The sequence below is a fragment of the Mycolicibacillus koreensis genome, assembly GCF_002104795.1.
Lineage (GTDB): Bacteria > Actinomycetota > Actinomycetes > Mycobacteriales > Mycobacteriaceae > Mycobacterium > Mycobacterium koreense.
On sequence record NZ_NCXO01000048.1, the window covers coordinates 1 to 26,581 of the forward strand.

Annotated in this window: 35 protein-coding genes and 1 CRISPR repeat array; of the genes, 27 read left to right on the forward strand and 8 right to left on the reverse strand. The window is 67.0% G+C overall.

The genetic code is table 11. The features are described 5' to 3' along the window. Positions 1-911: 911 nt before the first annotated feature. The 5 genes from B8W67_RS16775 to B8W67_RS16790 all read left to right on the forward strand — a co-directional run bounded on the left by B8W67_RS16775 (position 912) and on the right by B8W67_RS16790 (position 2,384). Positions 912-1,127 carry a hypothetical protein gene (locus B8W67_RS16775; RefSeq protein WP_085305159.1) on the forward strand — a complete coding sequence of 72 codons (216 nt, stop codon included), beginning with the start codon at positions 912-914 and terminating at the stop codon, positions 1,125-1,127. A gap of 49 nt (positions 1,128-1,176) precedes the next feature. Beyond that, positions 1,177-1,416 (forward strand): hypothetical protein, encoded by a 240-nt coding sequence (locus B8W67_RS16780; protein ID WP_085305161.1) that lies wholly within the window; start codon positions 1,177-1,179, stop codon positions 1,414-1,416. 65 nt (positions 1,417-1,481) lie between these two features. Continuing rightward, positions 1,482-1,814, forward strand: coding sequence for a hypothetical protein (locus B8W67_RS16785; RefSeq protein WP_234806803.1), 333 nt, complete (start codon positions 1,482-1,484; stop codon positions 1,812-1,814). 15 nt (positions 1,815-1,829) lie between these two features. Continuing rightward, positions 1,830-2,003, forward strand: coding sequence for a hypothetical protein (locus B8W67_RS20965; protein ID WP_163797067.1), 174 nt, complete (start codon positions 1,830-1,832; stop codon positions 2,001-2,003). A 174-nt stretch (positions 2,004-2,177) separates the two neighbouring features. Continuing rightward, the gene (locus B8W67_RS16790) at positions 2,178-2,384 is read left to right on the forward strand and encodes a hypothetical protein (protein WP_085305164.1); all 207 of its coding nucleotides are present in this window, start codon (positions 2,178-2,180) and stop codon (positions 2,382-2,384) included. Between the two features lie 254 nt (positions 2,385-2,638). Here the strand turns inward: B8W67_RS16790 and B8W67_RS20395 are convergent, their stop codons facing one another. After that, positions 2,639-3,937, reverse strand: a complete 1,299-nt coding sequence (locus B8W67_RS20395; RefSeq protein ID WP_163797069.1) for an RNA-guided endonuclease InsQ/TnpB family protein — start codon at positions 3,935-3,937, stop codon at positions 2,639-2,641. Between the two features lie 21 nt (positions 3,938-3,958). Here B8W67_RS20395 and tnpA point away from each other — a divergent pair, with 21 nt between their 5' ends. After that, entirely contained in the window at positions 3,959-4,378 is a 420-nt protein-coding gene (gene tnpA, locus B8W67_RS16810; protein ID WP_085305168.1) for an IS200/IS605 family transposase, read from the forward strand. A 64-nt stretch (positions 4,379-4,442) separates the two neighbouring features. Here the strand turns inward: tnpA and B8W67_RS21585 are convergent, their stop codons facing one another. Beyond that, complete coding sequence (locus B8W67_RS21585) at positions 4,443-4,571, reverse strand: hypothetical protein (protein ID WP_264033392.1); 129 nt, start codon at positions 4,569-4,571, stop codon at positions 4,443-4,445. A 73-nt stretch (positions 4,572-4,644) separates the two neighbouring features. Here B8W67_RS21585 and B8W67_RS16815 point away from each other — a divergent pair, with 73 nt between their 5' ends. The 6 genes from B8W67_RS16815 (at position 4,645) to B8W67_RS16835 (ending at position 6,475) form a co-directional block, all read left to right on the forward strand. Beyond that, the gene (locus B8W67_RS16815) at positions 4,645-4,884 is read left to right on the forward strand and encodes a hypothetical protein (protein ID WP_085305170.1); all 240 of its coding nucleotides are present in this window, start codon (positions 4,645-4,647) and stop codon (positions 4,882-4,884) included. After that, on the forward strand, positions 4,881-5,111 hold the full coding sequence (locus B8W67_RS16820; RefSeq protein ID WP_085305171.1) for a hypothetical protein: 231 nt from the start codon (positions 4,881-4,883) through the stop codon (positions 5,109-5,111). The genes B8W67_RS16815 and B8W67_RS16820 overlap by 4 nt, the downstream gene beginning before the upstream one ends. After that, the gene (locus tag B8W67_RS16825) at positions 5,102-5,389 is read left to right on the forward strand and encodes a hypothetical protein (RefSeq protein ID WP_133056135.1); all 288 of its coding nucleotides are present in this window, start codon (positions 5,102-5,104) and stop codon (positions 5,387-5,389) included. The genes B8W67_RS16820 and B8W67_RS16825 overlap by 10 nt, the downstream gene beginning before the upstream one ends. A gap of 102 nt (positions 5,390-5,491) precedes the next feature. Next, positions 5,492-5,665: a hypothetical protein gene (locus tag B8W67_RS20970; protein WP_163797071.1), complete on the forward strand. Its 174-nt coding sequence runs from the start codon at positions 5,492-5,494 to the stop codon at positions 5,663-5,665. Between the two features lie 60 nt (positions 5,666-5,725). Further along, positions 5,726-6,067, forward strand: coding sequence for a hypothetical protein (locus B8W67_RS16830; RefSeq protein WP_133056136.1), 342 nt, complete (start codon positions 5,726-5,728; stop codon positions 6,065-6,067). 57 nt (positions 6,068-6,124) lie between these two features. After that, a complete protein-coding gene (locus B8W67_RS16835) occupies positions 6,125-6,475 on the forward strand; it encodes a hypothetical protein (RefSeq protein WP_085305177.1) in 351 nt (116 codons plus the stop codon). A gap of 73 nt (positions 6,476-6,548) precedes the next feature. Here the strand turns inward: B8W67_RS16835 and B8W67_RS20610 are convergent, their stop codons facing one another. Together B8W67_RS20610 and B8W67_RS16850 are read right to left on the reverse strand one after the other, a co-directional pair. Then, positions 6,549-7,079, reverse strand: coding sequence for a DUF6036 family nucleotidyltransferase (locus B8W67_RS20610; protein ID WP_133056137.1), 531 nt, complete (start codon positions 7,077-7,079; stop codon positions 6,549-6,551). Continuing rightward, on the reverse strand, positions 7,076-7,585 hold the full coding sequence (locus B8W67_RS16850; RefSeq protein WP_085305182.1) for an excisionase family DNA-binding protein: 510 nt from the start codon (positions 7,583-7,585) through the stop codon (positions 7,076-7,078). Before B8W67_RS16850 ends, B8W67_RS20610 begins: the two co-directional genes overlap by 4 nt. A 258-nt stretch (positions 7,586-7,843) precedes the next feature. Here B8W67_RS16850 and B8W67_RS16855 point away from each other — a divergent pair, with 258 nt between their 5' ends. The 4 genes from B8W67_RS16855 (at position 7,844) to B8W67_RS16865 (ending at position 14,374) form a co-directional block, all read left to right on the forward strand. After that, the gene (locus B8W67_RS16855; protein ID WP_085305184.1) at positions 7,844-8,074 is read left to right on the forward strand and encodes a hypothetical protein; all 231 of its coding nucleotides are present in this window, start codon (positions 7,844-7,846) and stop codon (positions 8,072-8,074) included. An 88-nt stretch (positions 8,075-8,162) separates the two neighbouring features. Continuing rightward, positions 8,163-8,303, forward strand: coding sequence for a hypothetical protein (locus B8W67_RS21160; protein WP_207567709.1), 141 nt, complete (start codon positions 8,163-8,165; stop codon positions 8,301-8,303). 177 nt (positions 8,304-8,480) lie between these two features. Further along, a complete protein-coding gene (gene eccB / locus B8W67_RS16860) occupies positions 8,481-10,103 on the forward strand; it encodes a type VII secretion protein EccB (protein WP_085305186.1) in 1,623 nt (540 codons plus the stop codon). Positions 10,104-10,126: 23 nt separating this feature from the next. Further along, entirely contained in the window at positions 10,127-14,374 is a 4,248-nt protein-coding gene (locus B8W67_RS16865; RefSeq protein ID WP_085305188.1) for an FtsK/SpoIIIE domain-containing protein, read from the forward strand. Between the two features lie 63 nt (positions 14,375-14,437). Here the strand turns inward: B8W67_RS16865 and B8W67_RS20975 are convergent, their stop codons facing one another. After that, positions 14,438-15,079, reverse strand: a complete 642-nt coding sequence (locus B8W67_RS20975; RefSeq protein WP_163797079.1) for an LppX_LprAFG lipoprotein — start codon at positions 15,077-15,079, stop codon at positions 14,438-14,440. Positions 15,080-15,819: 740 nt separating this feature from the next. Here B8W67_RS20975 and B8W67_RS16875 point away from each other — a divergent pair. The 5 genes from B8W67_RS16875 to B8W67_RS16890 all read left to right on the forward strand — a co-directional run bounded on the left by B8W67_RS16875 (position 15,820) and on the right by B8W67_RS16890 (position 19,983). Beyond that, positions 15,820-16,440, forward strand: coding sequence for a hypothetical protein (locus B8W67_RS16875; RefSeq protein WP_163796970.1), 621 nt, complete (start codon positions 15,820-15,822; stop codon positions 16,438-16,440). Positions 16,441-16,578: 138 nt separating this feature from the next. Then, entirely contained in the window at positions 16,579-17,139 is a 561-nt protein-coding gene (locus tag B8W67_RS16880; RefSeq protein WP_085305191.1) for a hypothetical protein, read from the forward strand. Then, the gene (locus B8W67_RS20980) at positions 17,139-17,309 is read left to right on the forward strand and encodes a hypothetical protein (protein WP_165757323.1); all 171 of its coding nucleotides are present in this window, start codon (positions 17,139-17,141) and stop codon (positions 17,307-17,309) included. Before B8W67_RS16880 ends, B8W67_RS20980 begins: the two co-directional genes overlap by 1 nt. 40 nt (positions 17,310-17,349) lie before the next feature. Further along, positions 17,350-18,618 carry a pentapeptide repeat-containing protein gene (locus B8W67_RS16885; RefSeq protein ID WP_085305193.1) on the forward strand — a complete coding sequence of 423 codons (1,269 nt, stop codon included), beginning with the start codon at positions 17,350-17,352 and terminating at the stop codon, positions 18,616-18,618. A gap of 156 nt (positions 18,619-18,774) precedes the next feature. Beyond that, positions 18,775-19,983: an RNA-guided endonuclease InsQ/TnpB family protein gene (locus tag B8W67_RS16890; protein WP_085305195.1), complete on the forward strand. Its 1,209-nt coding sequence runs from the start codon at positions 18,775-18,777 to the stop codon at positions 19,981-19,983. 48 nt (positions 19,984-20,031) lie between these two features. Here the strand turns inward: B8W67_RS16890 and B8W67_RS16895 are convergent, their stop codons facing one another. Both B8W67_RS16895 and B8W67_RS16900 read right to left on the reverse strand, forming a co-directional pair. Beyond that, positions 20,032-21,093: a UDP-N-acetylmuramate dehydrogenase gene (locus tag B8W67_RS16895; protein WP_174254731.1), complete on the reverse strand. Its 1,062-nt coding sequence runs from the start codon at positions 21,091-21,093 to the stop codon at positions 20,032-20,034. A gap of 22 nt (positions 21,094-21,115) precedes the next feature. Continuing rightward, on the reverse strand, positions 21,116-21,466 hold the full coding sequence (locus B8W67_RS16900; RefSeq protein WP_085305199.1) for a hypothetical protein: 351 nt from the start codon (positions 21,464-21,466) through the stop codon (positions 21,116-21,118). A gap of 104 nt (positions 21,467-21,570) precedes the next feature. Here B8W67_RS16900 and B8W67_RS16905 point away from each other — a divergent pair, with 104 nt between their 5' ends. From B8W67_RS16905 to B8W67_RS16920, 5 genes are read left to right on the forward strand one after another with little or no spacing between them, the layout of a single operon-like run. Then, the gene (locus tag B8W67_RS16905; protein WP_085305201.1) at positions 21,571-22,401 is read left to right on the forward strand and encodes a DUF2786 domain-containing protein; all 831 of its coding nucleotides are present in this window, start codon (positions 21,571-21,573) and stop codon (positions 22,399-22,401) included. Next, positions 22,398-22,583: a hypothetical protein gene (locus tag B8W67_RS16910; RefSeq protein WP_085305203.1), complete on the forward strand. Its 186-nt coding sequence runs from the start codon at positions 22,398-22,400 to the stop codon at positions 22,581-22,583. Before B8W67_RS16905 ends, B8W67_RS16910 begins: the two co-directional genes overlap by 4 nt. Then, on the forward strand, positions 22,580-23,068 hold the full coding sequence (locus tag B8W67_RS16915; protein ID WP_085305205.1) for a TIGR04338 family metallohydrolase: 489 nt from the start codon (positions 22,580-22,582) through the stop codon (positions 23,066-23,068). The genes B8W67_RS16910 and B8W67_RS16915 overlap by 4 nt, the downstream gene beginning before the upstream one ends. Then, positions 23,065-23,343 carry a hypothetical protein gene (locus B8W67_RS20620; protein WP_133056139.1) on the forward strand — a complete coding sequence of 93 codons (279 nt, stop codon included), beginning with the start codon at positions 23,065-23,067 and terminating at the stop codon, positions 23,341-23,343. The genes B8W67_RS16915 and B8W67_RS20620 overlap by 4 nt, the downstream gene beginning before the upstream one ends. A 22-nt stretch (positions 23,344-23,365) precedes the next feature. After that, positions 23,366-24,010 (forward strand): Fic family protein, encoded by a 645-nt coding sequence (locus tag B8W67_RS16920; RefSeq protein WP_085305207.1) that lies wholly within the window; start codon positions 23,366-23,368, stop codon positions 24,008-24,010. Between the two features lie 213 nt (positions 24,011-24,223). On the opposite strand, the gene B8W67_RS16925 is transcribed toward B8W67_RS16920, so the two are convergent. Next, positions 24,224-24,649, reverse strand: a complete 426-nt coding sequence (locus tag B8W67_RS16925) for a hypothetical protein (RefSeq protein WP_085305209.1) — start codon at positions 24,647-24,649, stop codon at positions 24,224-24,226. Between the two features lie 73 nt (positions 24,650-24,722). Further along, positions 24,723-24,995: a CRISPR direct-repeat array (repeat unit 28 nt; unit sequence GGAACACCCCCGCTTGCGCGGGGAGGAG). A gap of 206 nt (positions 24,996-25,201) precedes the next feature. Between B8W67_RS16925 and B8W67_RS16930 the strand changes: the two genes are divergently transcribed. After that, positions 25,202-25,960, forward strand: coding sequence for an HNH endonuclease family protein (locus tag B8W67_RS16930; protein WP_085305213.1), 759 nt, complete (start codon positions 25,202-25,204; stop codon positions 25,958-25,960). The last annotated feature ends 621 nt before the right edge of the window (positions 25,961-26,581 follow it).

The window sequence follows — 26,581 nt, forward strand, 5'->3', positions numbered from 1 at the left end:
CCCCCCCTTTTTTTTTTCAACCCCAACCCCGCAAACCCCATACCCTACCGTTCCGGTGGGCCCGTTTTGTGTTAAACCTCCATTACTGGGGGTCGGGGGGTATGGCCAATGATTCCAAACTCCCAGCTGGGCTTTTCTACGTGTGTACGTAGGATATCTTTGTCTCTATTTTAAGGACATACCCGGTAGACGCATTTTTGGGATTTTTTCGAGTGGGGGTCATACCCCCACTCCCCCACTACCCCCACTCCACTCCCACAGCAAACTCGTTAGCACATCTAACTTATCGAAGTTTTGCGCCATCGCCGCAGGTCAGGTGGTGTTTTTGGCGTCACAGCTGCGTCGGCCCCGTGACGTTGACTGAAACCCCACTCGAAGCGAAAACGCTCTGACCTGCACCTTTGCGCGGTGTGGTACACTCGGAACCGAGTTCCGAGTGCGGATGCGGCACCCGATCGGACCCCGAAATCGGCTGAATCCACGCCGAAACCGGAACTGGACCCCACTCCAGCGACTAATCCCCCACTGTGAGAGTGGACCACCCCCAATACCGGCCGTGACCTGCACGTTTGCCGTCCCCGTCGGGGTCAAACCTGGCCCAATCCGCGCCTTCTCGGCTGGGTTGCTCGGAATCTGTTTGCTGGGAGTGCCCCACTCAGCGCGCTGACCTGCACCTTTGGACCGCCATGCTACACTCGGAACCGAGTTCCGAGTGCCGGGTATCTGTTTGCTGCCGCTGGACCGTAACCTCGCCGGAGAATCACCCGCCGCGGGCCGATCTCCCGACTTCCCAGCCCCGGAATCCCCCGCCGCGCAGCCGCGCCCCGCGCCGCACAATCGCCTCTCCCGCCACATGGTGGCTGCAGCCGGATCACCCCGGCTGACCCCAGACAGCAGCGGGAGGCACCACCGTGTTCATCAGCGAGTTCCAGGACATCCGCAGCGGCCGCCTGTTCGGCCGCACCGCCCATTGCGACCGCGCGACCGCCGAGCGCTACGCCGCCGAGAAACTGATCGCGATGGGCGAGAGCCCCGAGGACGTGGCCCGCACCATGGAGCTGGCCGGGTGGACGTGCGCGGACACCCGCGCGCACGGCTACGGGGTGCGCATCTTCGAGCAGGACTGAGCGCGCTTCCACATCAGCGCACCACTGGGTGCCGCCAGGGTTGGCCGCCATGGACATCTTCGTGATCACGAGAACTCCCGGCACCGACTCCTCGGTCGGCCTGATCGACTGGGTGCCTGCCGATGAGACCGAAGAAATCGCCGAGATGCGTGACCGCTACCACGCCACCAAGATGGACGGCGACATCATCACCGAGCACAGCGCTAACGTGCCCGGCACGTGGAGCCTCGTGGAGATCACCGAGTACGTCTACGTCACGTACGCGATGCACGTGAAGCACGCGAGCTAGAACGGCAGCGGGGCCGGGCGCGCCTGGCCGCGGACGCGGTGGCATTGGCCGCCAGGATGAGCGCCATGGACATCGACAGCACCTGGCCCATCCCCGACGACCTGAGCCCGCAGGGGCGCAAGGCCGCCGAGATCATCCGCGGGTTCCTGGCCGATAGCGGCATGGCCGACCACGGCGGTGGGGGACGCTTCTACAGCCCACAGCAGTGGCGCGACCGCGGCGAGAGCTACGGCACCGGCTCCGAGCTGATCATCACCCACGACGGCGGCGACCACGCCGGGGCGTTCAACATGGACTACGGCCACGAGACTGTCGAGCGACTCGGCGATCTGCTGGCGGCCGACGGCCTCTACGTGGAGGGCTGCACCAACTGGTACAGCGCCGTCTACCCGATCTGATCGCAAGGAGAGAAGATGCGGCTCGACAACTTCGTCTTGAAAGCCAGCAGCGATCCGGCCAAGGCAGACCTTGAGCTGCGCTGCGACACGTGCGGTGAGCCCCTGTGCGACGCCGAATCCGGCGACAGCCTCGAAGTGCTGGGCAGTGTCGCCGAGAGTCATGCGGCCGGAACCGGGCACGGGAGCTGACGCCGACATGAACCCCGCCCAGCTCCCCGAGCCGCAGTCGGTCACCGACGAGGCCGAGTGCCCATCGTGCGCCTCGGCGCTGTTCGCTGTTCCCGCACCAGGGCCGCACGGCTGGCGCTGGTCGCACGATGCGTCGCAGCCCGTCGGCTGCCCGAACACCTAGCGGCGGCGGTGATGGCCCGACACGTGTCGGAGTACGGCCGCGAGATCGTCAAGACGATCCGCAAGGCCAACTTCGACGGACCCATCCACCTGTCGCTGGTGCTCGACGACGACCTGCCCGCGCACTGCTACCGCTGCAGGTCCACCAGCCTGGGCGAGGGTGACCTGGCGCAGTTCCGCGGCGACCATTGGTTGTGCGAATACTGCTCGCGGCCTTGATCGCGCCGCCCGCTCCCGCCCGGCCGCCAGAAAGGTGTCCAGCCAGCGAGGTCAGTGCGATTCGTCGTACATGGCCTTGGGGTCGAGGTCCAGCTCTCCAGGCCAGGTGACGAGCCCGTCGAGGACGCGCATACGGCGGAAGAAGTCCTCACGGCGGAGACTCTCGAATACTCCGGGGTCGGGACGGTCGACGATTTGACACCCTCCCCGCCCTAAAGGACGGGGATTCGCGGTCACCTCGGCCGGGGACGGTTTCACGGTTCCCGATCTCCTGGTAACCTACCTGCTTCATCGTCGAAACTTTTCCCCTCGGGAGGGGCAGCGGTTTCGTCTCCACAAGCGTTTAACGACTCCGACAGCCCGTCGGCGTCACGGTTTCGCTGCTCGGCGAGCAGCCGCAACCCCTCGGCGAGGATATTGCGGGCGGCGTTGACATCCCGGTCGTGGGACACACCGCATGAAGCACACGTCCACTGTCGGACGCTCAAGTCTTTCTTTCCGTGGGGTCCGGTCAACTGCCCGCAACCAGAACACATCCGTGTGCTGGGAAACCAGCGGGATACCGCTACCACAGACCTACCGTGTCGGCGGGACTTGTCAGCTAGCACCCGTAGGAACTGCGACATCGACTGATCGTGCACCGAAGCCCCGTTGGTACGCGACATTCCTGCCACCGACAAGTTTTCGACGGCGATCACATCATGGCCGGTGACGATTTCGGTGGCGAGCTGATGAGCATGATCGAGGCGCGCGTTGCGAACTTTGCGATGGTGAACCGCAACCTTGCGGCGTGCCTTGTCCCGGTTACGTGACCCTTTTTGTTTTCGCGACATGGCTCGCTGGGAACGGGCCAATGCTCTGGCTTTACGCCGGAGAAACTTCGGTGTATCGGTGGCGGTGATCGTCTCACTGCCGCTCTCGCTGGTCACAACGGTTGCGAACCTCGACAACCCCATGTCCACTCCACACACCCGATCGGTTCCCGGCAGCGTGGCATCGGGTTCTTCGACTACGAAGGACACGTAGAAGCGGCCGTCGGCTTCCCGGATCAATGTGACGCTCGACGGTGCGCTGGGAAGCTCGCGGGACAGCACGAACTCGACCTCGCCGATGCCGGTCAGCCGAACGGCGGCACGACGATCACCGACCGCGGTGACGGCGAATCTCGCCGCCTTGGTGAACCGGGCGGTCTGCGTGGAATCACGGCGGCTGCGAAATCGCGGGAAACCCACCCGCCGACCTTTTCGCCCTCCAGTACACGAGGCGAAGAAGTTGCGGTAGGCCATATCGGCATCGCGAACCGCTTGGATGAGTGCAACTCCGCAGAGTTGATTCATCCAAGCCCGTTCAGGCTGTTTCTTGCCTTCGGTGAGGACGTGGCGCTGCAGGCCGTTGGCCTTGGGATAGGGGTTTCCCGCTGCGTGCTCGTTGCGGGCGTGTTCCAGTGCGGCGTTGAAGGCCACCCGGCAACCCCCGAACAGCCGAGCGGCGGCACGTTGCTGTTTGCCGTTCGGGTACGCCCGGTACCGGTAACGCAGCACACTTGTCGACACCTGGACGATTATACTTGGTGTATGGCTGCGGTGAAGAACATAAGAACAGGGCGGCATTGCGTTTTCGCATTGCACGTGCACTTGGTCTTCGTGACCAAGTTCCGCCATCCGGTGTTCGCGGAGCGGCACTTGTCCCGGTTGGAGGAGATCATGGGTGACGTTTGCCGTGACTTCGACTGCGAGCTGGTGGAGTTCAACGGTGAGCGTGAGCACGTGCACCTGCTTGTCGATTTCCCACCGAAGGTGGCGGTGTCGCGACTGGTTAACTCGCTCAAAGGAGTGTCCTCGCGACGGCTACGTCAAGAGTTCCCGGAGCTGGCACGTCATTACTGGAGGGCCAACAAGCTGTGGGCAGGCTCCTACTTCGCCGGATCGGTCGGCGGTGCCCCGCTGGAGGTGTTGCGGTCCTACATCGAAACCCAGAACCGTCCGGCCAACTGATACCGGTCACCGCAACCAACGGGGGCTACCGCCGCCCTAAAGGGCGACGCCCGCGCCCCCGTGATCATCGGTCGCTGAGGTCGATGGTGCGCACACTCCAGTCGGCGAACTGAACGACCACCTTCGCCGGGAACATGGGGATGGCGTTAACCACCTGCCACGGGTGGTCGAATCCCTTGTGCAGCTGCGCCATCGTTCGAGTCTCCCACTCACCCGCGGCGCGCCGCCCGCTTCCGCCCGGCCGAAGCTGCCCTACGTTTCCGGTCATGGGCCAGTATCCGAACGACATCCACCCCGAGTTCCCCGTCGCCACCGCGTACACCGCCGACGGCAGCGTCTACGACTACATCGGTAACTGGGAGACGGCGCAGACCTACGCCAACGACGGCTACCGGGTGGTGGCCCATGAGGGCGACGGCCACCTGAGCCGCGACGAGCTGCAGGCGCTGGTCGATCGCGAGCTGGCCGCCACGATCGACTGCTTCGGAGAGGGGCACCGAAAATGATCAGCTACGAGGACGCGTTGGCCGAGGCCCGCCGCGGGGGCAGCGCCCACGCCGATGACGCCGGGCAGATCGCCGGTCTGTGCGAGTCGGCGGTGCAGGCGGTGTGCGGTGCGGTATCGCCGAAGCTGGTGTACGAGGGCGCGATGAAGAAGGGCCTGTCGGCCAAGGAGTTCGGCCGCCTGCTGGGCTGCGACCCGCGTGCGGTCGAGGCGCTGCAGTGGCTGTGAACGTCGAAGACGCGGCAGACCCGCAGTGGGTGCCGCAGGGCGTCGCGGCGGGGCGGGTCCGCTACCGCCGCGAGGTCTCCGGGCTCGACCGCATCATGGCCTATGTGGAGTTCGAGCGCTGGGAGGACGAATCTCCAACCAGCTACCACTGGTCGGTGCAGGACGGCTCCTGCGGCAAGGTGCTCGACCAGGGCTGGGTCGACGCCGAGCAGGGCGGCCTGGACGGTGCCTTCGCCGCGGCCGACGCTGCGGTGGCGCGCCTGTTCCCCGGCCACTGAGCAGCTGCCACGTCCTCACCTCTCCCCAGCCGCGCCGCGCACCGGACAGGGAGCGGGCAGCTGTGCATGATGCGGGCCAGGAACAGGAAACGGGAGGCTCGGATGCAGAAGCTGGACAAGGACTCGGGCGGCGTGCTCATCGACATGGACACCGGCACGGTGATCGGGACGAATGTGCGCTACGCGCCGCTGTTCACCACCTCAGAGCCCGACCTGACCGATGAGGACATCGCGTGCTGGGCTGAGCAGCACGGCAAGGCGGTGTTCGTTGACTAGCGACTCGTCAACTGCCAGCGGCCCACCATCAGGAAAGGACGTGACATGAACCCATGCGCCGTGGCGATCAACAGCCGCGGATACACCGACGAGCTGTACGAATCGTGCGGAAGTCCCAGGTGCACAACAGCGATCCTCGAAGCCGTCGGCGTAGGGATGGACGGCCTGGACGCCTCCGAAATCCACACTGTTAGTGCGGGAAACGGCGTCACCGTCGCGGTCGTATCAGCGGGTGAGACCGACTACGACGTGTGGTGCGCGGCGTGCGGCGAGTTCCTGCACCACGGCCTCGAATGTGACTGCGCCGCCGACGAAGACGGGACGTTGCCGGACCGCGATCCGCACCAGGCTCCGCACATTAACCTGAAAGACGCCCCCAGCATCGCCGCCCTGTGGCGCTGATCCACCAGCCGCGCCGCTGCGCCAACGGTGTTGTTCGCGGCTCTAGCCTTCCGGAACATGAGCAATCTGTCGGCCTTCGGCCCCTACAGCGATGACGTCTACCTGCCGCCGGGCATGGTGGACTTCCTGCCCCGCGGCGGCACCGTCGACCACAGCCGCGGCCATCACTACGTCAGCCTGCGCGATGACGGCGGTGTCGAGCGCGCTCTGGCCGCCTACTTCATCGGCCCCGACGGGCACGGCTACCGGGTGCGCCAGAGCGTCACCTACGGCGACGGCAACCCGGTCGACCCTGACACCGAGCGCATCCCCGAGACGCTCGATTCCGAAGTCATCGACCTCGGCGAGATGAACGCCGACCAGCTGGCCTCGGTGATGGCGTCGGACTGCCCACAGCTGCGGAGGTAGCAAGGTCGGGGATGCGACGATCCTGTGCCCCGCCAATCGGCAGCGGGATTCCCGCCGCCGGTCCAGCGCGGCATCAACCGCGGCGATATGCCTCCAGCCATTTCAATACGCGGGCGCTGCTTGACGGCAGGTTCTTTGCGCGCTCGGCGAGAGTGTCCAGCTCTACCAGCCGGGCGTCGATCAGGGCCGCAGCGAAGACGAAGTCCTTTTCTCGACCGGCGACGAGTTTGCTGGCGACGAGATCATGTGGCTCGACGAACCGTGGGTTGGCCGGGTCACTGGAGCGCATGTCCCAGGTGATCAGCCGTGAGCGCCACCCGTGCGGAAGCTCCGCGGTGTCCACGTGGACGCCTTCCGGATATACGTGGTTCGTCTCGTGGAATGTCGACTGTTCGCCGATGGCTCCTTCAACCGCATCAGCTTTCCGGCGATCTGGATCGTTGAGGAAGGCGACGTCGGCTTCCATGGACGCGAGCGCCGCGGCCGGGAGCTGGTGGTCGTCGAATGCGCCGAGGATGGCCTGCGACCCGAGAACGAGCACGTCATTGTCGTCAGCGATTCGAGCGGAAGCGCGCAGGATGTGCGCTAACTGATCTCGCCTCATACGCGCTCGCCGTCCCCTGTGCGCGACAGCCGCCACGTCTCCTTGATGGCTGACACTTCCTCCTGCGGAAGCACCCCCGCGAACGGGCTGCAGGACCGCAGCGTTGCCGCGTGGTCGCCGGGGTCGAGCATCGCGTCGATGAGCGTGGCCAGGTCGCTCGCCAGCAACATCTCCCATTCCGTCATGTAGGGGGTGGAGTGGACGTCAATGGCCCCGTCCGCTCGGGCGCGGGCGAGATTTGATCTCGCCTTGGCGATCACAGCGTCAGGGTCCAGAAGCAACGCGCGAGCTATCGCGATGTGTAGCCAGCGGGACCGGCTGTGGCGGTCACCGCCGGGCTGATGCTTCGCGGAGAGCAGGTCGATTGCCTCGCGGGGGATTCTCCGGTGGGTGCCCACCATGATGTGCGGCAACTCGTTCCGGTTGCACATGTCCACCACGTGCTGGCGTGACGTTCCCAGGCGGTCGGCAGCCTGTCCGGTCCGCAGGTATGTTCCTGAACTCATCGACCCAGCTTAGGAGCTATCCACCAAAAACACAACGACCCTGGTCCGGGCCGCTGAGTAGATGTCACGTACCCCCGCGGAGTCCGCGCCGCGTACCCGCGCCGACTCCGCAGCGTGCGACGGTTCCAGTGACTTGGCGGGTGCGATCCGAGGAGCTGACATGTCCGATCCGGTCGACTGGGACGCGGTACACGACGGCACCGCTACCGAGGACGACTTCCTGCGCTGGGCCGAGGCTGCCGAAGGGGAGGATGCTCCGTGACCGTGAACGTGGGCGACACCATCTACCTGACCGACGACGCCGTGGACAACTACGGCGACCGTTGGCGCGGTGAGCCACTGCGCGTCACCCACGTGGCCCGCAGCGTCGACGAGCACCCCGGATACGACACCGCCGTGGGCGGTGAGGCCCTGGTGGACACCGAGGTGGTCCGTACCGGGGAGTGTGTGCCGTTCAGCGTCTACGAGTACGAGTTCGAGCTGGGCTAGCTGTCAGCGCAACGCCAGCCCGGCGCGGCGAAGCTCGGCGTGCAGGTTTTTGACCGCGCGCACGTCGCCGGTGGACGAGGAGGTGAAGATGGGCTTCACCGACCTGTTCGGCGACAGGAACTTCCAGTGCGAGTTCCGTTTTGACTGCTCGACCGTCCACCCCGCCTTACGAGCGGCTATGACCGTTGCCTTTATGTCATCCACCGGCGATCCCTTCCGTCTCTATTAGCGAGACTACTATGCGTTTCGCATCTGCGTCTGCCGACCTGTCCCCTATGTATTTTGCCGCCTCCCACTGACAGCGGCGGGCAGTTCGTCGCTGTGTGTCCAAACGCGCCGCGGGCATCTGCGTTGTCATGTCTCGGCCAAACTTCGACCGACGATGCGCGCTGAATAGGAGGAGCCCATGGCGTGGAATCTGACGTCGAAGCGGCAGATCAAGGCGTACAAGCGTGAGCTGAACCGCGTCGACGAGGCGTTGAGCCGCCAGGACGTGCGCGGCCTGGGCTCCCCGCTGGCCAGGATGCGCGGCGGTGTCGGTTTCGGTGCGGTCGTCGGCGTCCTGGTGCTGGGGGCCGCCTTCATCATGTCGATCCTGAGCCCCAAGCCCGACAACAGCGTCGACGAGATCGTGATCACGCGAAACGCCGGTCGGTTCGTGCAGTTCAACGGCAGGCTGCACCCGGTCACCAACCTGGCGTCGGCGCGGCTGATCGTCGGCAGCGCCAAGGAGGCCAAGGTCATCACCGACGCCGCGCTGCAGTCACTGCCGACCGGGCCGCTGATGGGAATCCCCAACGCCCCCGACTCATTGGAGCCGCGTACCGACACCGCCGCCACGTGGACCATCTGCGACTGGCACGACACCGCTGTCCCGCTGTCGCTGCTCGAAGGTGGGGACATGACAACGACGGTGATCGCCGGGGATGACCTGCTCGAAGGCGGCGACCCTCTCGGCGAGGACCGCGCTGTGCTGGTGCGTGCCGCCAACGACGCCGATCAGCTGTGGCTGATCTACCGCGACACCCGCGCCCAGGTGGGCCGCAGCGACTACGCCGCGCAGGCGGCACTCGGCCTCACGCCGACGCACATGGACTCCGCCCTGACGGTCTCTCCGGCGCTGCTGGGGGCCATCGGCATCTCCCCCGCACTGACCGCCCCGCAGCTGGAGAGCCGCGGCCAGCTCAGCCCGGCGGTGACCGGATCGTCTATTGGCGACGTGCTCACGGTGGGCACCGCCTCCGGCGGTCGGGCCTACTACCTGGTGGGCCGTACCGGCGTGCAGATGATCGGATCGGTGCTCGCGCAGATGATGATCAACACCGGCTCGACCCAGCGGATCGTCTCCGATCCGTCGCAGCTGGAGGGTCTGGAGCGGGTGACCATCGTCGACGACCACATGTTCCCGTCGAAGGTGCCCACGCTGGTCAACGAGCCAGCGCTGTGCTGGAAGTGGTCGAAGTCTTCTGAGGAGCTGCGGTCGCACACCGTGGTGATGACGGCGACGAAGACCCCGATCAGCGACCTCGGCCGCCGCGTCGCCGTCAAGCAGCTGCCCGACAACGGCACCGCACCGCGCGCCACGCAGTCGGTCACCCGGCCCGGATACGGCTGGTACGTGCGGGTCACCGGAAACAACAACGATTCGGTGTCCGCCGAGCAGCTGATGTGGATCGACGCAGCCGGAACGGCGTTCCCCATCGACGCGGTCGTGCCCTCGGGAACCGCCAACGAGCTCAAGGTGAGCTACGACCCAACGATTAAGGCGCTGGGCCTCAACACGCTGGCCCCCACACCGATCCCGTGGTCAGTCGCCAAGCTGTACTCGCAGGGCTCGACGCTGTCGATCAAAAACGCCCAGGTGATGCAGGGCCAGCTCGACCCGGTCAAGCAGATTCCCAGCCCGGCCGCCACCCCCAAGCCCGAGTCCAAAGAGCCCGACGACGCCGCCAAGGCTGCGGAGGCGGCCGCTGACGCGGACGAGGCCGCCGATCTCGACGGCGACGACGAATCCGACGACGCGCAGTAGACCACCGTTCCGGAAGGACCACGATGTTCGACATTTTCCGCCCCACTCCCCGGCGTGTGGACCAGCTCGCCTCCGAGGGTGTGCAGATTCAAAGCCCCATCCCGATGCCCCCGCCGGACACCCGCCCGGCATGGGAGCGGTTCATGCCGCTGGGCATGGCGCTGATGATGATCGCGATGCTCTCGCTGATGGTCGTGATGATGCTGCAGCGCAGCGGCAGCAGCGGGATGATGACCATGATCTACCGGCTGCCCATGATGGTGATGATGGTCGCCATGATGGTGATGATGTCGATGGGGATGCGCGGCGGTGGTGGCTCCGGCAACGACATCGACGGCGAGATGGAGGAATACGACCTGCAGCTGCGCGAAGACCGCGCACTCATCCACCAGCACGGCCGCGCCATGCACGATCTGCGCACCACCTGCTTCCCCCACCCCTACGACCTCACGTCGCTGGTGGGCAGCGACCAGATGTGGCAGGCCGACCCTGACCCCAACATCGGCCGGGTGATTCCTCCCGAAGACGAGTCGGACCCCGACGTCAAGCACCTGACGGCGAACCCCTTCCTGCGCCCGCGGATCGGCATCGGTGTGGCACCGCTGTATCCGAAGCTCAAGCCCGCCGAGGACGTCGTTCCCGAGATGCTGGAGCCGGGAACGAAGGTGCGCTATCACGAGGCGATGAACACGTTGTCGGTGGTGGCCAACCTGCCGATGGACGCCACGCTGGCCGAATACCCGGCCTATGCGATGCGCGGTGACGAGCAGCCGCGCCTGGCACTGGTGCGCGCGATGTTGATGTCGCTGGCGTTCAACCACCGCCCCGACCACTTGAACATCGGCCTGATCACCGACGATCCCGACAGCTGGCAGTGGATGAAGTGGCTGCCGCACACCGAGGACATGACAAAGGTGGAGAAGGGTATGGGCGCGCGCCTGCTGACCTGGCGCAGCATCGACGAGTTCGCCGCCCGCCACGCCAAGCAGCTGGAACGTCTGCGTTCCGACGACCCCGACAAGCCGCCGCATCTGCTGGTGGTGGTCGACCTTCCCGAGCAATCCGTGGACTGGCCGGTCACCATGCCCGGCGGTGTGCCCGGCATGACGTGGCTGGTGGTGCGCTACGGGATCGACCACGTCAGCGAGGTGAAAAGCCGCATCCTGCTGCGCGACGGGCGGGTCTCGACGTACGAGGACTTCGACGCCGCTGCGGCCGACCAGGTCTCGCTGGAGGTGGCCGACACCTTCGCCCGCGCCATGTACCGCTACCGGCCCCGCGGGTACGGCTCCGGCGCGGTCGCCGATGACACGCCGGATCACATCCCCGACTTCTTCGAGGCGCTGGGCATCGCCGACATCGAGACCCACGACATCGTCAAGGTGTGGAAGGAGAACGCCTACACCGACGAGTTGAAGGTTCCCTACGGCTACCGGCGAAATGGCGACGAGCTGACCCCGCAGGTGACCAGCCTCAACCTCTACGAGGTCAACCGCCACGGTGACGGCCCGCACGGGGCGGTGGCCGGGCAGACCGGCTCGGGTAAGTCGTACTTCCTCAAGTGTCTGGTGCTGGCCCTGTGCGCCAAGTACGGCCCCGACAAGCTGGCGCTGCTGCTGGCCGACTTCAAAGGTGGTGCCACGTTCCTGGGCATGAAGGGTGTCCCGCACGTGGTGGCGTCGATCTCCAACCTGGAGAGCGCCACCGAGCTGGTGGAGCGCCTCGGTGCGATCCTGCAGGGTGAGCTGATCCGTCGCGAGACGTACATGACCGAGGAGCGCGGCTGCAAGGACATCTTCGAGTACCGGGAGAAGCAGCGCACACGCCAAGGCGACCCCGACTGGCTTCCGATGCCGGACCTGGTCATCATCATCGACGAGTGCGGGCAGTTCCTCAAGGACCGCCCCGACTACTTGAAGCTGCTCACCGAGATCGGCCGGGTGGGGCGTTCGCTGGGAATCCACCTGATCATCTGCAGCCAGTTCATCGACAAGACGATGGTTGGCGACCTGCTGGAGCACCTGCTGTTCCGGTTCTCGCTCAGTGTGCAGTCACCGCAGTATTCGGTGGCGATGATCGGCACCGACGCGGCGGCCAACATGGTGGCCGGGAAGCTCAAGGGCAAGATCATCCGCAAGTTCCAGAAGGACAGCCAGCCGGTCGAGGTGGTCAGCTTCCACCACGAGGCCGAGTACGTTCGCCGCACGAAGGTGGAACGCGCCCGCATCACCGACGAGTCCCCCATCGGCGACGCGGTGTCGATGTTCGACCTGTTCGCCGACCGTGACTTCACCCCGGTGGTTGAGGGGGAGGTCGTTGAGACGAAGGAGGAGCGTCAGGGCGACCACATGGGTGAGGTGTTGCTGCAGAAGGTTCGCCGCCTGCACGACATGCGCAACCCGTTCGTCGCCACTATGTGGTCACCGTCGCTGCGTGACCCGATGAGCCTGCCGGACCTCGGGCTGCAGAAGCAGGACAAGGGACTGTCGATCCGCATCGGCGACATCGACGTGCCGAAGAAGCAGGTGCGTGTGCCGTGGAACATCGAGTTCAGCGGAAACACCCCGCACTGGACGATCGCCGGGGGCGGAAAGTCCGGCCGCACGACGCTGCTGCAGACGATGGTGATCTGCGGGTGCCTGCAGCATGAGCCGTCACGGCTGATGTTCATGCTGGCCGACTACACGACCGGCAAGCTGGGCGAGGTGCGCAACGCTCCGAACGTGGCAGCGTTCGCCCGTCCCGGAGCCGACGATGTGGTCTCGCGCATCCTGGGCGAGGCGCGGCGGCTCATCGACGTGCGTACCGACGCCATGGTGAATCGCGAGGTGTACTCCGTGGACGCCTATCTGCAGTCCAAGGAGCGTGAGCCGATCGCCGGTGACCCGTACGGCTACGTGATCGTGGCCATCGACGGGATCGGCGGATTCCTGGGCCAGGAGAACCGCAAGGAGGTCGCCGAGCGGCTTCGTCCGATCGTCGACAGTGGTCCGGGAGTGGGCATCCACCTGGTGTTCACCGCCGACACCGCAACCGCGGGTACTTCCGGTAACGCGCCGCACTACACCACCGAGCTGCCCGGCTGCATCCAGTTGCCCGCCCCGGATTACAGCGGCTCGAAGGTTCCGGCGCAGATCAAATCCACGCTGCGTGGGTTTATCCCCAAGCAGCCAGGACGGTCGGTGCAGGTGTTCGACGCCGAGGGCGGTGTCGGCGACGACGTCGTCGCTCTGCACGCCCGCACCGCCGTACCCATCAACCGTGAGATCGAGCCGGACAAGATCGAGAACGAGCGGGAGATTTACGAGGTCCACGACTACGGCGAGGAGATCGCCGCGCTCTGCGGGCAGCTGCGCAACACCTACGCCGAGCAGATCGTGCCTCCGGTGACCGCCGCCCCCGCGGTCACCCCGTACGCGGACATGTGGTCGGCGTTCGCCCCCATGGTCGACATGGGCCGCAACCCCCGGTACACCATTCACCCGCTGGGATGGGACACCGACACCTTGGCGCTGGCCCCGGTGCCGAACTACTCGCAGAACCTGATGGTCTACGGGGAGACCGGGTGCGGCAAGACCAATGCGCTGCGCGTCATCATGGAGTCGGTGATGCGCCAGTTCACTCCGGAGACGGCGTCGATCATCGTCATCGACCCGCTGCGCAACATGCTCGGTGAGCGCGACGAGCTGTACCGGCGAGGATTCATGCGCCCCGCCAAGAACAGCGAGCCGGACGAGCACGGGGAAGTCACGCAGCTGCGTCCACCGGGATACGTGACGTCGGCTGACGACATCAACGCCACTGCCGACATGCTGGTGCGGCTGATGGGGTCGCGCCGCCCCACCAACGAGACCACCGGCGACCAGCTGCGTGATCGCACCTATTTCACCGGACCAGAGGTCTATGTGTTCGTCGACAACTTCGTTCAGATCGCGGAGGGCTACGCGTTGAAGTCGGCGTTCGATCAAGTTGCCGTAGGCAACCAGACGGTGGCCAAGCTGCTGGGCACTGGAGATGATCTCGGCGTGCACTTCATCGTGTCGACTGACATCAAGTTCTCCGAGCAGGTGGGCAGTTCACAGTTCCTGTCGGCGCTGCGGGAGGCGATGCTGACACCGATCCTGCAGCTGGCCGCCCCTCCGAGCACGCGGCCCCCGGTCGGCGGTGCGTATCACCTGAAACCGAAGCGGTGGCGTGCCGGACAGGGCCGCATGATCGTCGACGACCTCGACTACACCCAGGTGCAGCTGGCGCTGATCCGCGGCGACTGATCCCGCCCCCAACGCACAACGGCGGCCATCCCTCGTGGACCGACCGCCGTGGTGCTTCGTGGATCAGTTAGGGGGAAGCGTCACCGTGCTGTCGTCGGCGCTCCCGGCCGCGTCATAGCGGGTGATCTTCACCGCGGCGGTCGCTTCGCCGACGCGCAGCACGAGGCGCTGCAGCTGCCCGGAGTCGCGGGCGATCCACAGCGTGGCGGGAAGCCCGTTGCGTCCCTCGCGGGCGTCGGCGGGCAGCAGTGCCGAGGTCGCCGCGGCGGGCACCGCGGCTTCGATCTTGACGGTGTCGAGGTCGTCGGCGGCATCGTTGTCGTCGGCCTCGCGCAACTCCTGCGCCTGGGCCAGCAACGCGGCCAGACCGGAGGATCGGCCGAGCAGCGCGGTGGGATCGAACTGCCCGGCGGACCGTCCGGCGTCGACCTCGCCGCCGTCGGTGGTGCCCAGCCACAGTTGCCCGCCATCGACCCGGAATCCGGTGTGCACACGCTCGCCGTCGACGAGGAGCGAGGCGTCTCCGGAGGCCGTCGGCGGGGCCGCGGTGATGTCGGCCGAGTAGACGGTCGCGGTGAGTTCGTCGAGCCCGCTGGTCGTGTAGAACACGTGGATCGAGGCGGCGTCGCGCAGCGCGGAGGCTGCGGTGTCGACAACCTGCTGCGTGGTATCGGCGGTGGTGTCGGCGTGGGCTTCGGGCTGCATTGCTTCCTCCGTGTGTGGGATGCACCCGCCGCTGGCGGTGAGTGCGGCGGACAGTATCAGTGTTGCGGTGACTCGACGGTGTCGCATCGGGCCACGGTAGCGACGCGGCGGCAGTCTGCCGGTGCATAGCGCGGGTGTCACGTCCTTTCTCATCGTTGCATGTTCGGACTCGTGCCGGTGGAGTCTGCGGGGATTCTGTATCAGCGCATGTACCCCGGTGATGTTTCGGCGCAAGCGGGCTTGATGCTTCCCGATCAAGTCGCTGAAACCCCAGCGTGCGGCACTGCATAATGGCTGTATCGCGATTTGTACCATGCTTTGTACCGTCGTTTGTATCACTGCCTGTATTGGGTGATGTGCCGCTGGCTGTATCGCCGGTTGTATCGTCGGCGGCCGCCCGACACCCCCTGACATACCCCGTGGTCAGCGGCCTATATGGGTGCGCTATACCCAGTGCGGCCGATCCCCGCGGTACCCGTCAGGCCGTATCGGGGGCTGTATGGCAGCCTGTATCGGCCGACTTTGTGCGAACACCACAAAAGACTGGTCGAACCATGCGAGAAACCCAACAACAGGTTCTGTCACGGTTGCATGTCCGTGATGCGTGCAATACTCGATGCGTCGGTGCGGGCGAGTCCCACCACGGTGTAGCCAACGGGGGCAACGCCCGCAGTGCGCCCGCACTGACAACTGCAACGAGAAACGCGCAACGCGCAAACGAAGAAAAGGAGGTAGCCGTCATGGTTGCCATCACCCCGCCCGCCTCTCCTGTGGCTCCCCCGGTCGCCAACACCGCGCCGGTCGCCCAGGCCCCTGCGTCGGCTCCGCAGTTCGTCGCTCCCGCACCCGTGCAGGCCCCTGCGTCTGCTCCGCAGTACGCCGCTCCCGCCGGTGTCGGCGGCGCTCACCGCGGCCCCGCCCCGCAGATCGGAACGATGTCCAGCGGCGGCGGCAGCATCCCCGACGCGCACTTCAACAAGCCGCTGCTGTTCCGCATCAACGGCGTGGTTCGCCGCACCAGCAACTACGAGAAGGACGCCAGCGGCAACAAGATCGAGTTCGATGCTCCGATCGTCGACTACCTGGTCTTCGATGAGGCCGCGGGCAACATCGAGGAAGTCCGCGGCGTGACCATCATGCAGAAGAACATCCGCCGCGACTTGGTGGAGAAGTACGTCGCCGGGGAGCAGGCCGTGGCCGCGATCGCCACTCACCACCGCAACCCGGAGAGCGCCTACAGCAACGCCGCCAAGGTGCTGCGTCCGCTCGATGACGAGAACACCACCTACGGTGCGGAGTGGACCATCAGCACTCTGCGTGACGTCGCCATCGACGAGTACCACTGGTGGGATCGCGGCTGACCTCCCCCTCCGGCTCCCACCGGCCGACGGCCCCGCATCGACTACCGATGCGGGGCCGTTTCTTTGCCGCGCCGCGGTCGTTTCCGCCATCCGCGCAGCCATAGCATCGACGCCGACCAACACGGGAAAGGTGCCCACATGACCGCGGAGACGAAGACCTATTTCCGCCCGACCAACGCTGAGACGGGTGAGCCGCTTCTGACGACATACTTCACCGCGGCGCTGTTCAAGCTCGGCGAGGCGCACGACCATGACTTGGACGCCGCGAAGGCCGACATGGTCGCCGATGTCCGTGACCACATGCACCGCCTGGGAATCCCGATCCGCCCGGTGATCAGGGACAGCCGCGTGCGCATCCTGCAGGACATCGAGACCGATGAAAACGGCTACCGCCAGCCCGCATGGGTGCACAGCACCGTGATGGTGTTCCTCACCGACGCCGAGCCTGACGACCCGCGCCTCGATGAGCTGAGCGATGGATTCATCGGCGAGCGCACCAAGGTCCGCATCGAGTTCTCCATCCCGACCGAGGAGAGCGAAGCTGAGCTGATTGCCGAGATCGAGGCCGACAACGAGCGCGGCAGGCGGTACCTGGCCAAGGCCAGCGCGGAACGGGCTCGCCACGCCGAGGAGGACCGCAAGAGCAGCGGCTCCAAGGACGATCCGTTCAGCGCCGACATGAGCGGGCTGTTCGACTGATGGACCCCAACAAGACTCTGGAGTCGATGCGCGAGAACATCCGCATCTGGCTGCGCGACCCCGACTCCGATGCCGGACGCCAAGCCGCGGCATGGGCGGCCGAGGCCGCGGACTCGCTGGATCAGTGGCTGAGCAGGGGCGGGTTCCTGCCGAAGGATTGGTCGCGGTGAGACTCCCCCGCGGCCGCGACGTGAGATGAGGGCCTGACCCATGGGAACGAACAAGCACCGCGACACCGCTGAGGCCGACACCGACCTCGACGAGACGGTGGATTCCGAGGCCACCGACCTCAGCGAGGCTGATGCGCCACCCCTGCGCGAGTACCGGCCGAAGCGGCGGTTGCGCACCGTGGTGGCGGCGGTTTCCGCGTGCGTGCTGTCGGTGTGGGCGCTGACGTTCCTGTGGCTGGCCTGGCTGATGAGCGGAGCGGCCGCTCCGTGGGCTGGTGGCGGGTTCGGCTGGCTGCCCGCGGTGCAGCCCGCGCACTGGCTCAGCGCCGCCGTGTCCGCCACCGCCCTGGCGCTGGGGCTGTGCGCGACGATCTTCGCCGCGCTGGCCGTTCGCCGCCAGGACGTGACAGAACGTGCCTTCGACTTCAACACCGCCGCGCACGAGACCGCGCTGCGCCAACTGGAGATCAGCGAGGACGCCCAGCACATCGCCGAATGGCAGGCCGGTCTCGCCCAGACGCAGGGCGAGCTGGACCGGCAGCGGCTGGTGCTGGAGACCGAGCGGCTCGACCTCGACCGCGACCTGCACGTGACCGCGCGAGAGAGCGCGCTGCGCAAACGGTTCACCGACGCGGCCGCGCTGCTGGCCAGCGAGCAGATTCCGGTGCGGATGGCCGGGGTCTACGCACTGGCCTCGCTCGCCGACGACTGGCACGACTTCGGTGACGACGCGGCGCGCCAGATGTGCGTGAGCCTGCTGTGCGACCAGCTGCGGCTGGCACCGGCCGAGCAGGCGGAGTTCGAGGTGCACCGCAGCATCGTGGCGCTGATCCGCTCCCACCGCCCGACGCAGGAGACCGGCGACGCCACATGGAGTGATTGCGTCCTCGATCTGTCGGATGCCTACATCCCCACCGTGAACCTCATCGACACCGACCTGTCCGGGGTCACGTTGTCGCGTGCCAATCTGTCGGGGGCGTCGCTGGCCAACAGCACCCTCGACGATGTGTCAGCCGCCTACGCGAACTTCGACCGGGCGAACATGGTGAGCGTCACGCTCCGGGACGCGGACCTTCGCGGGGCCACGCTCACCGGATGCCTGATGACCGGCAGCGAACTGGCGCGTGCGGACTTGCGCGGGGCCGAGCTGAGCGGAAGCGACTTCACCAAGGCGCGGTTCGGCACCGCCGATGTGACCGGAGCGGTGCTCGACGCGGTGAACCTGGCCGAGGCCGGTGTCGACGACGTCGTGTTCGACGCGACGACCCAGTGGCCCACTTCCAGCGGCTACCCGGTCGCGGGAAGCTGACCTCGTCAACTCCGCGCCATCTGTTTAGTTCCGCTCCCGGTGGCCCAGCTGGGACGTGACCGATGTGCGAGCGCAGGCCCCACCCCTTGAGGGTGGGGTGAGCGAGTACCGCGCCGCGGTCGGCGCTATCGCTGCGATTGTGTCAGCGTTTGCGGTATGAGTCTTCGGCAGCGTCTACACCCGCGCGGCGGTGAGCAGCTCGCTGTGTTGGAGATGCACTGCTCCCATGCCCGCTACGTCTATAACCTGGGTTTGGAGCATCGTCGCTTGCGGTGGCGTGGCCGCCGTGAGAACACCGGTGTGGCCCAGCAGATGCGTGAACTCACCGAAGCCCGCAAAGAGTTCACTTGGCTGCGGGAAGGCTCCACCGTGGTCCAGCAAGGGGCGTTGCGTGACCTCGACCGCGCCTACGTGAATTTCTTCGCCGGGCGTGCCCGGTTTCCTCGTTTCCGCTCGGTCCGCGATCCTCGGCAGGGTTTCGTGGTGCGTGACCTCAAGGTTCGCCGCTACTCGAAGCGTCACGGCGCACTGCTGGTTCCCAAAGCCGGGTGGGTGAAGTTCCGGCTGACCTACCCGTGGGAGAAGATCACCGAAGCCACCAGCGCGCGGATCACCGTTTCCGGTGGGCGCTGGCATGTTGCGCTGACCACCCCGCCGCGAGGCAAACTCAACAGCGAAGCCATGGCCGCACCGATCGGCATCGACCGCGGAGTAGCCAACACCGTGGCCACCAGCGACAGCGAGTTCTTCCAAGCCCCCACCTGGTCACCGCGCGAACAGAAACGCTTCCTCGCGTTGCAACGCCACCTCGCACGCCAACAGAAAGGCTCAACCCGCCGCGCGGTGACCGTTGCGAAGATCGCGGCGATGCACCGCAAGCTGGCTGATCGTCGCCGTGACTGGGTGGAGCAGACCACCACCGAGCTGGCGCTACGGCACCGGTCGGTGGGTATCGAGAAGCTGCGTACCGCCAACATGGTGCGCCGCCCCAAACCCCAACCCAACCCCGACAATCCCGGCGACTACCTGCCTAACGGGGCGTCGGCGAAAGCGAAACTCAACAAAGCCATCTACGCCTCCTGCTGGTCGCGGTTCGCTACGCGGCTGGCAGATAAGACCGACGTGATCGAGGTGAACCCGCGGTTCACCTCACAGCAGTGCCACCACTGCGGCCACATCGACGCCCGAAACCGTGAGAGCCAAGCGAAGTTCCGGTGCGTACGTTGTGGTAACAGCGGCCATGCTGATGTTCACGCCGCGATGAACATTCGCGATCGAGCGTTGCGCTCATCGCGTCACCCGCCGGGCGACACTCGGCATACAGGCGAAGCTCACAACTTCGACCACCACCCGGCCGCTGCCTAGCAGCATCCGGGAATCCCCGTCCTTTAGGGCGGGGAGGATGTCAAGGGATCATTGCGGACGCCCACCGGCAGTCCGTTGCTGACCTGAACGGTTAGCCGCCGGGTCTCCCAGCGTGCACCCCACCAGCACCGGCTCAGGCACCAGGGTGATCCCGAAGGCGTCGCGCACCCCGTCGCGCACCCGCCGCGCCAGCGCCAGCACGTCGGAGCTGGTGGCCGCCCCGCGGTTGGTCAGAGCCAGCGCGTGCTTGGTGGACAGCCGCGCCGGTGCCGCCGCGCCGGGGTAGCCCTTGGTGAACCCGGCGGCCTCGATCAGCCACGCGGCGGGGATTTTCACCCGCCCGCTGCCCGCTGGGTAGGTGGGGCAGCCAGCCGGAGCCTCCCCAGCCGCCAATACCGGGTTCACGAAGAACGAGCCCGCGCTCCAGGTGTCGTGGTCGGCGCGGTCGAGCACCATCCCCTTGCTGGCCCGCAGCGCAAGCACCGCCGCGCGCACCCGCCGCGCGGGGGCCGAGGCACCGAGCGGCACCCCGAGCGCGGCGGCGAGCTGCGCGTAGGCCACTGGAACGGCGGCGGTGCGCGGCAGCCGCAGCGTCACCGCCAGCACCACGTGGCGGTCGGCGTGTTTGAAGACGCTGGTGCGGTTTCCCAGCCCACAAGCCGCAGCGGGGATGTCCCGCACCTCGCCGCGGTCGCGGTCGTAGACGCGCACGCCCTCCAACGTGTCGGCGATGGCCGCCCCGTACGCGCCGACGTTCTGGATCGGGGTGGCCCCGGCGGTCCCCGGTATCCCCGACAGCGGGGCCAGCTGGCCGCGGCCGTCGGCGAGCAGCTCCGCCACCACGTCGTCCCACCGGTGCCCGGCCGCGACGGTGACCAGGTCACCGCGGCGGTCGATGCCGCGGGTGCGCACCGCGACGGTGACCGCGTCGACACCTGCGTCGGCGACGAGCAGGTTGCTGCCCCCGCCGAGGATCAGCAGCTCATCACCGCTCTCATCGGCCGCGCGGACTGCGTCGACGACCGCGGCGGTGGAGGCCGCCTCGACGTAGCGCGCGGCGGGACCGCCGGTGGCGATCGTGGTGAGAGCGCAGAACATGGGCACATGCATGATCGTGGGTCGACTAGGCGTGCTAGCTGGCACGAACCAGGTACGGGTCGTTCAGCTGCCAGTCGTCCTTGATCTCGAAGCGGCCCAGCTCGGTCACCAGGACGTCACCGGCCGCGACGTCGATGCTTTCGCTCGGCTGGCCGGGGTGCGCGCTGATGGCCACCGGCATCGGCCGCAGTCCACCGACGGCCCCGTCCGGCGTACGCCCGCCGTGCCATCCGCGGAACGCGTCCTCGTCGGCGAAGACGACCGCGCGGAACGGGTGATTCGGGTTGTGCCGGAACACGCCGCGCAGCTTGACGCCGTCGCCGCTCTCCCACCGTTGGGCCAGCCCGTCGCTGGTCTCGTGAAACTCGATGCGGTGCTCTGCCATGATCTCCGTCTCGCCTTTCTCTCCGCGCCGTTTGCGGGATGTCCGACCCTCAATGTAGTCTCTGGTTTAGAGACAATCAACGTCCCGCCACCGAGAGGCCAGTCATGTCGGACAAGCTAACCATCCGGGTCGCCAAACTGCTCGCCCAGGCCGATAACGCCGGGACCGAGGAGGAAGCCGCCACCTTCATGGCCAAGGCCCAAGAGGTCGCCACGCTGCACTCGATCGACCTGGCCAAGGCGCGACACGCCACCCGCGACAAGCAGCGCACCACGCCGGTTCAGCGGGTGATCGAGTTGGGCGTTCGCGGCACCAGGGGCCTCAACACCCTGGTCGACCTCATCAGCGGCATCGCCACCGCCAACGACGTGAAGATCAACATCCGGAACGACTCGACCGCGGTGATCGCCTTCGGGTTCGCCGAGGACATCGACGTGACCGAAGCCATGTACGCGAGCCTGGTGGTGCAGATGGCCACCGCCGCCGACCAGTGGAAGAAGCAGGGCGACTGGAAAGGCGAGCAGGTGTACGTCCCCGGCCGCTGGGGAACCGGGAGTCGCTGGGGCGAGTGGATCGACGGCCGCTACAAGCCGGTCACCTGGCTGACCGCACGGTTGGACTTCCAGCTCGGCTACGCCCACCGTGTCGGCGATCGACTGGCCGACGCGAAGCAGGCCGCGGTCGACGCCGCCGAGGCCGACGATGTCGGCGACACCGACTCCGGCCCAGGTGCTGGCACCTCGCTGGTGTTGGTGGAGAAGGAGAAGTCGGTCGAGGATTTCTACCGGCGCACCAGCCGGGCGCGCGGCTCGTACCGCGGCCACCGCGGGGCGGTGTCATACGCCTCCACCGAGGCCGGTGATGCTGCCGGTCAGCGCGCACGGCTGTCGCAAGCCACGGGTATCGGGGGCGCACGCAGGGCGGTGTCGGCATGACCGTCTACCGCTTCTGCCCCGCGCAGACACCGGCCGCGGACCGCTACGCCGCCGGTGACGTTGAGATCGTCTCGACGCGCTTTCACCGCGCCTCGTCGACGGGACTGGTCTACGAGGTTCGCAACCTCACCAACGGCCGCGTCGCCACCGCGATGCCGGGCGAGCTGGACCCACAGCCGTGAGAGCCGGGACGCGAGACCACCAGAAGTCGAAGGTCTACGCCGCCGAGAGCCAGCTGCAGTGGCTGCGCGACAACGGCTGCGACACCGTGGAGCTGCACGGTGTGACGTTTCAGCTCGAACCCGAGGCCCGCTTCGGCGACCTGGACTCTATCGCCCGTTACGTCGACCGGGTGCTGGCGATGCCGCAGCTGGCTGCGCGGTTCGGCCGACAGGAACCGATCCGGGTGCGCCACCGCAAGGGGCACAAGCTCGCGCACTACGAGCACGGCACCCGCACCATCGCGATCCACACCGACGGCGACCGCTTCGCGATGCGCGAGCTTGTGGTGCTCCACGAAATCGCCCACAGCCTGGCTCCGGGCCGCGGCCACGGGCCGCACTTCACCGCCACGCTGCTGGAGCTGGTCGACATGGTGATCGGGCCGCAGACCGCACTGGCGCTGCGGATGCTCTACGCCGAGGCCGGGGTGGCGATGGGCGCGTGAGTGGAATGATTCTTGATATGGGCCACACCGGCGATCACAGCGCTTTTGACAGAGACCAAAAACCGAGCGAAGGCGAGGCTGAGCCCCTGCACCCTGCGATCCGCAACGATCGGGAGCAGATTGCTGGGCTGTCCCGGCTCAGCGATCTCCCCACCGCTGATCGACTCTCAATTCTGGCCGGTGCTGACGACACTGGCGGTCGCCGCACTGGTATTTCTATCGCCCCTATACACACACCATGGGTCGGGCACTTCCTCGGCTCGCTGGGTATCTGAACGGAAAGGACGCACGCAGCCAATGACGATCACCGTCGCCGACCTCGCCGGAGTCGTGTATAGCGCAGGCAAACTGTTCAACGGTCTGCAGACAGGCCGGTTGGACACCGAGGACTTCCTGCGGTCGGGAAGCACCAAAGGCATCAACTCCCGCTCCGACCTCGCGCTGCTCGAAGACCTGCGTGACACGGCGCAGCTGGTCATCGGCCACGGCTCGCGGCCGATCGACGCCGCGTTCGTGCGGGCGGTGAACTCCGCGATCAGCCGCAGCGGCGCGCTGCGCCCCGGCACGCTGCGCAGCGGCGACTCCGGCATCGGGGTGGACACCCCGCTCGGGCGGCACACACCGCCCGGCGTCACCGAGGAGCAGCTGCAGCGCCTCCTCGACGGCGCGCTGGCCGCGCCGGATGCCCGCGAGTCCGCGCTGAGCATTTTCGTCGAGCTGTCGCGGGCGCAGCCGTTCGAGGACGGCAACAAGCGCACCGCGCTACTGGTGGCCAACGGCGTGCTGCTCGGCGCAGCGTCCGGACAGCTGCTCACCGTGCCCGTCGACGATGCGCGCGTCTTCAACGATCTGCTGGCGCGGGCCTACGTGCGCGGCGAGGACGAGCCGGTGAAGAACCTGCTGCGCGCCAAGGGGTTCACCGACCTTCCGGGGCAGCGGTGACGCCGCTTCAACTGTGTCACGTCCTCCACGCCCGGCGAGCTGCGGATCGACTGGGCGGCAACGGCGCATCCACGAAGACTCCCTGAAAAGACCGCCGCCCCAGGAGTCCAAGCCGTGAAGCTCGAATAGTCCTGGGGCGTTACGTCGGCCATAGTGGTTCAGTCGCCGATCTTCGATCAACCTGACGACATCCGTGCTCACCTGCAGCAGCCGTTAGGACGCCCGCCGGGCCTGATCGTCCAGAGCCATCCACCACATCGCCTGGAAGGCCAGCGCCCGCCCGCCGCGCTCGCGGTACATGATGCGGCGCACCCACATCGCGTCCATCTCCGACACCGGAGACACCGCGCCCAGCCCGCCGTCCGGGTCGTGCCGGTAGCAGCTGGCCGCAGCGTTGAGGATGTGGCGCACCGTGGCGTGGTCCCCGCACTGCCACGCGGCCAGCAGCGCGTCACTTATCGGCCCCGAGCGGCCCCCCACGAGAACCCCGAGCGGCCCGACCACCTTCCCTTCCCAGTCGACGGCCGACGCGACGCGGTGCGCGACAGAAGGGCGGCGACACCGCAGCGCCGCCCGCGCCTTCGGGAGGTGGACGTAGCGGATGCACGCCGTGGCGTAGCCGATGGGGTTGCGTCGCATGGGGCCTGCCTTTCATGGGTCGGAGACGGTGGATCGCATGTCAAGGCCGCAGTTGCCGATGCAGCAGTGCACCGAAACACCCCCGCTTACGCGGGGAGGAGAAAGCTGCCGCCTCGGCGTTCTGCCGGACCAACGGAACACCCCCGCTTGCGCGGGGAGGAGTCGCCCCAGCTCTGACGTGGCGCAGCTGCGGGCGGAACACCCCCGCTTGCGCGGGGAGGAGTATCGACGCGCTGCCCTTTGGCCCCATCGTTGAGGAACACCCCCGCTTGCGCGGGGAGGAGCGGCATCGTGGGCAGCTTCGGTGCAGCGGGGGTGGAACACCCCCGCTTGCGCGGGGAGGAGACTTCTTGACCTGCACCGTTGCCCGTGACAACGCCCGTTTCTATTCAGTTGTGATCGCGCTGTCCCCCACCGTAACCGCGTAACCCGTCACTACGGCCCCAGCCGACGCGACACGCCGAAACTTCCGACGGCACCGCCGCTTCCCGTGCCCGCACCGTGACGCGCCGCGCACCGTCGCGCGCCACCAGCTCGACCATCCTCGCCGCCATGGGTGCGAAGAAGACAGGCAAATCCACGCTCGGCTCGCTGCTGATGCCGCTGGTGATGCTGGCCGCGGTGGGGCTGGTGCTGGCGCTACTCAACGGCGGCACCGACTCGGGGCTGGTGGCGAAGGTGCGCGACTCGTGGGGGCAGGTCGCCGCCAGCATCGGGGTGCCGGGAAGCCGCGGGGCCGTCGACAGCGGCACCGGCTCTCCCAGCGACGACCCTTCGACGTTGACTGTGGCGGCCAAGGGCAGCATGGACACTTACGTGCGCTCAAACTTCGGCCCGGCGTGGACCGACAACGTCAATGTCGAAGGCGGTCACAACGGCTGCGACACTCGCAACGACATCCTGGCCCGCGACCTGGTGGACGTCTACGCCCCGGACGGCTGCAAGGTGCTGTCGGGCACGCTCGCCGATGCGTACACCGGGAAGGTGATCGCGTTCGTGCGCGGCACGGACACGTCCTCGGCGGTGCAGATCGACCACATCGTGGCCCTGGGCAACGCCTGGGTGTCGGGGGCGGACTCGTGGCCGAAGTCGCGGCTGGTGATGATCGCCAACGACCCGCTGAACCTCATCGCCTCGGACGGACCGGCCAACATGGGCAAGGGTGCCCGCGCGGCCGATGAGTGGCTGCCGCCCAACGCAGCGTTTCGCTGCACCTACGTCAAGTCGCAGGTGCGGGTGAAGAACAAATACGGCCTCACGGTCACCGCGACCGAGAAGTCGGTGATGATGCACTACTACGGGAAGTGCTGACGAAGCGCTGCCCATAACACCCCCGCGTGAGCGGGGAGGAGAGCGCTGCGGTGGCCACGGTCGACGGCCGCGTGGGAACACCCCCGCGTGAGCGGGGAGGAGAGCGCTGCGGTGGCCACGGTCGACGGCCGCGTGGGAACACCCCCGCGTGAGCGGGGAGGAGAGCGCTGCGGTGGCCACGGTCGACGGCCGCGTGGGAACACCCCCGCGTGAGCGGGGAGGAGTGAGTGCGCTTACATCCGCGACGGGGCGGCGACGGGAACACCCCCGCTTGCGCGGGGAGGAGCTGCGGCCGCGCAGGAGGGCGGCGTGGCCGATGGGAACACCCCCGCGTGAGCGGGGAGGAGCGTGACGAGATCGAGGAGATTCGCGGTCACGAGGGAACACCCCCGCGTGAGCGGGGAGGAGACTTCTTGACCTGCACCGTTACGGGCGACCGTGGCCGTTTTCATTCAGTTGTCAACGTGCTGTCCCCACCGTAACCGCGTGACCCGTCACTATGGCCCCAGCCGCCGCGACACGCCGAGACCGGTTTCACACCCCCTCCCACCTGCACTGATACGGCGGCGTTGTCACGTCCTCGCCGGCCTTTGGCGCGTCCGCACCCGCGCGCCCCACCCG